The organism is Pseudomonas sp. 05N433, from assembly GCF_056396925.1.
This window is the reverse complement of the sequence record NZ_JBFTML010000113.1, coordinates 1-4,426: the sequence shown is the minus strand read 5'-3', so window position 1 is coordinate 4,426 and position 4,426 is coordinate 1. Positions and strand designations below refer to the sequence as shown.

At 57.8% G+C, this 4,426-nt stretch carries 3 protein-coding genes; 1 reads left to right on the top strand and 2 read right to left on the bottom strand.

Annotated elements, in window-relative coordinates:
• Both AC1DIS_RS29800 and AC1DIS_RS29795 read right to left on the bottom strand, forming a co-directional pair.
• The coding region (locus AC1DIS_RS29800; RefSeq protein WP_477781287.1) for a hypothetical protein at positions 1-2,089 on the bottom strand (2,089 nt) is incomplete at its 3' end.
• A gap of 149 nt (positions 2,090-2,238) precedes the next feature.
• Complete coding sequence (locus AC1DIS_RS29795; RefSeq protein ID WP_225609185.1) at positions 2,239-3,045, bottom strand: hypothetical protein; 807 nt, start codon at positions 3,043-3,045, stop codon at positions 2,239-2,241.
• A gap of 240 nt (positions 3,046-3,285) precedes the next feature.
• Here AC1DIS_RS29795 and AC1DIS_RS29790 point away from each other — a divergent pair, with 240 nt between their 5' ends.
• Positions 3,286-4,314 carry a LacI family DNA-binding transcriptional regulator gene (locus tag AC1DIS_RS29790; RefSeq protein WP_477743136.1) on the top strand — a complete coding sequence of 343 codons (1,029 nt, stop codon included), beginning with the start codon at positions 3,286-3,288 and terminating at the stop codon, positions 4,312-4,314.
• The last annotated feature ends 112 nt before the right edge of the window (positions 4,315-4,426 follow it).

Below are 4,426 nucleotides of genomic sequence, written 5' to 3'. Positions count from 1 at the left end.
AGAGCGCCACGGGGACGATGACCTCGGAAGTGATTCCGTTGACCGTATACGCGATGCGCGCAAAACGGGTGGCAGGTCRCTGACCCGGGCCGGGGCTTGGCAGCTGGATCGTCCTGATGGCGGTGTAGTCCGTCAGGTTGAATTCCAGCACTCCGGTCGCTGGCATAGGCCTCGAATCCGTGATCTGAGTGCCGGGAATTGCAGCCCCACCCGCCGTGTTGGTGACCCGGCCCTCAAATTCCAGGTTCACTATTGCGCCTGTAGGGATATTGGGATCACGCAGGATCCTGATCCGCAGGCTGCGCGCCGCGTAAGGCGGCATCGGCCCGTTCGCTACAGTCGGGTGATCCATGCTTGGACAGTTGATGGAAGTCGCGACACGCTCCGGCACCAGGGTCCCGGTGGCTGTTCTGAAGGCTGAAACGATGATCTGTGGCGCAGGCAGATTGATCACGATGGCTGTCACGTTGACCGGGGTCACGGGCGTCTGCGTCATCACGTTCGCGCTGCCAGGGTATCCGATGGTGATGTAGGCTTCTCGCGCCGTTGCACCACTGCCGTTGCCTTCGGCCAGGATCGTGGCCCAAGGCAATTGCGTGGTGACCGTCGTATCCCCAGCCTGCACGCCCACCGGGCTCCCTACTTGCTTGCCCTGGTAGTAGAACGTCACGATTTCACGCCCTGTCACCAGTCGGTCTGGATCTGTCCACAACGTCCAGGTCATGGTGGCGGCAAGCCCTGCCTGGGCCGAGCCGAGTGTGTTGGGAGCGGGCACCGGAGCGCCTGCGCCCTGAACCACCACCGGCACAATGTTGGGGTTGGTCAGATCTGGCAGGTTCGGTTGCTCAGGCCCGGCGTACGAAAAATCGACAACGCCAAATTGCTGCGGCTGCGAAACCGGGTTGACCGGTATCGTAGGGCGACTCAATTCGTACCAATACTCAAACTGCTCCTCGTCCTGTCTGTTGGGGTTACCAAAGACTTGCGCCCAGAAGTCGTAGTCAATCACGAAGCTCAATGGACCTGATGTGCCGGCGGGTGGAATTTGCTGTTCAGGCAGATCGTAGACATTACCGTCCGAATCGGAGATATGCGGGATGATCCGGTCACCTGGACGCGAGTTGAGCGGAAAATCGATTTCCATCACGGCTTTGGAAGGAGGAGGTGCCACCGTCGCAAAAGTGATGGGCGTTTGCCCGTTGGGGCCGGTGACCGGGATCCTTGGCACGCCCAGTACCGGGGCGGGGGCACTTACCCGACTGAACAGCAACGTGATGGCCGAGTTGTTGCTGATATTTCCTGGCGCATCCTTGAGGTTATAGGAATAAAAGTACGAACCATCCCTCAACGCCTGCAGATCGGCCAGAGGAATGTTGATGACCCCGCCAACCGGCAGCGGAAAATCGATGACAGAGGCTCCGTTGACGTCGCCCTGCATCCCTGTAAATGTTGTTTGCGTAGAAACATAGAAACTGACGAGATCGGTTAACGCTTCGAATTTTGTATAGCCGGTAGGAATGGTCAAATCGAGGCCGCCGGCGTTGGCGGGATCCGCCAGCCAGGCTTCGTCAATCCTCGTAGGCAAGCCAGTCTGGCTGATCAACACAGGCCGGGGGCCGGTGCCGTTGCCCGTACCGGGTTGGCGCTGGTAAGGCCCGGTCAGATCGACTTTGAACTCAAGAGGTGGATTAGATATATCGTCGTTGCTGTTGCCGTCATAAATAATGAATGTCGCGCCGTATTCCGCGTATTCGCCGTTCATATCAAACCTGTCGACCAGTCGGTCGAGTGCAGCTCCAGTCACGTCAAAATCGATCGGAAACGTCCAGTCAGCCGCTGGCTGATTGGCTTTCAACAACTCCAAAACCACCCATGTCGGGTCGAATGGTACGGGCTTGATCCCTTTCGGGTGCAGGTGAAGTTGGATTCTGTGAGCGCCTTCAGGCGTTTTGTCATCGACATCGGCCAATTGAAATTTGACCAGTCTGTCGACTTTCAGTTGTTGATAGGGAATTCGGCCATCAGGCAACACACCGACAATAGTCGGAGGCAAGGCAAGGACACCGCCAGATTTAACCTGCATATTCATGTTCGTATGCTCCATGGATGAATTAATCGTTGAACCATCAACGTTGTGTCCCAATGAAAAATCTCGCGACTCCTGGCTGCATGTTCCTGGGATTGACGTTTTTCTTGCGTTTGTGTGTTCTACAACGGTTGAACTTGAGACTCCTTGGGTTATGGGCCGCAAGGTGGATTCCCCGATACGCCCCGGTCGATCTTTACCAGGCCCGGGGCCGATCGACCCAGAGCGACACCCTTTCGATAAAGCGTGTACTGAGCGAGTGCCGATGCGTTGATGACCATAGGCTTGATATGTTTTTCGTATTTGTCGCTTTCGAGCCTGAAGTCGAAGCCCTGCGCTGAATCGGCTTCCTGCTGCGTCAATGTTTTGCGCATGCTCAGCGCCGTGCCTGGAATGGCGTTACCGCTGCCGTTGAGGCTGCTGAAGCCTACCCATCCCAGTTCACACACATCGCCTGCAAGGAACCGCCCCGGTTGTGCCGGAACACGCACAGTGACCACCACCCAGATCGCTGGAGACGTCCTGCAATTCAGGTAACCCCACAAGGTTGCGTTGGGAAAGACCGGTTCCTTCAGGTTGACCGGGACCGGGCGTTTGAGGATGAACACCTGCGCCAGCGAGTCATCCTCGTTCTCGGTATCTCCAGACGTCACCTTGTAGGTCAGAGTGATGTCACCTATCAGTTGCAGGAACTGCGAGGGCAAGTGGATAGAGGTCGGAAACTCCACCTTGACGGGAAAAAGGTTGTGGTAAAAACGAGTGTCGGACGTTGCCCCAGGCTCTCGAATCCAGATCTGCAGCAAATCACTCTTGCCCGGTTTGAGCGAAGGTGCGGGCCAAGGGGGGATTCGCAGTGTCACACCATTGAGGTGCGCGTCCGGCGGAAGCACCTTATCGGCACCGACACCGTCAATGCTTAATGGCGCGGCGAATATTCCAATGGGTGTTGATGTGCTCATCCGCCGTTCTCCTGAGGCCTTGAAAACCCTTTGCTTCGGGAGAAATTAAACGCAGTAATCGCAATCTCGCCTACTGTCAGATCTGACAGGTTTAACTACCGCTGGTCGGAATACTCCGGCCCTGTCGTCGGGTTCAGACCTTTTCAAACTTGACGAGCCGATGGGTTATGCGGTTATCTGAAACCGGTTTCAGACCTTGCGGTCGCCCCTGAATAATTCCAATAAGAAGGCTGTCTATCCGTGAACGACTTCTCCGCCGCCCAGCGCAGCCGCGTCACCATGCTCGACGTCGCCGAACACGCCGGCGTCTCCAAGGCCAGCGTCTCGCGCTTCATCGGCGACGACCGCGCCCTGCTCTCCGATGCCACGGCCCTGCGCATCGAGCAGGCGATTGCCGAATTGGGCTACCGCCCTAACCAGATGGCCCGCGGCCTGAAACGTGGGCGCACGCGTCTGATCGGCATGTTGGTGGCCGATATCCGAAACCCTTATTCGATTGCCGTGATGCATGGTGTGGAAACCGCCTGCCGTCGGCACGGCTACAGCCTGGTGGTGTGCAACACCGATCGCGATGACGAGCAGGAACGTCAGCACCTGGCGCTGCTGCGCTCGTACAACATCGAAGGCTTGATCGTTAATACCCTCGGCCACCACGTGGATGAGTTGCGCGAATTGCAGCGGGAAATGCCCATGGTGCTGGTGGATCGCAAGGTCGAGCAGTTCGATAGCGATCTGGTGGGGCTGGACAATCCCGCCGCCGTCGAGATCGCCGTGGCCCATCTTGAACAACGCGGTTATCGCGATGTGCTGATGGTGACGGAGCCGTTTGACGGCACCAGTTCGCGGATCGAGCGGGTCAGCAGCTTCAAGGCGCAGATCGAGCAGCGTCCGGCGCTCTCGGGCGCGGTGGTTGAAACTGGCGGTGATCTGGCCGATCGCTTGAAATCCTTTCTTGATACCCCTGGTCCCAGGCCGAAAGCGCTGTTCTGCGCCAACGGTATTGCGGCGTTGGCCAGTACCCATGCGTTGCGTGAATTGCAGTGCAACCTGTTTGAGGATGTCGGGTTGATCGCCCTGGATGATCTGGATTGGTATCCGCTGGTGGGCAGCGGGATTACCGCCCTCGCCCAGCCGACCGAGGACATTGGCGCGAGTGCGTTTGAGTGTTTGCTCAAGCGTTTGCGTGGGGATGACGGGCCGGTGCGGACTTTGGATTTTCCGGCACGGTTGATTGTGCGGGGGTCGACCACGGGGGGTGTTCCAATTTGAAGGCCTCTTCGCGGGCAAGCCTGGCTCCTACGGATTTACACCCACGCCCCTGTAGGAGCGAGGCTTGCCCGCGAAGAGGCCCGAAAGAACAACACATCACTCACTGATATTT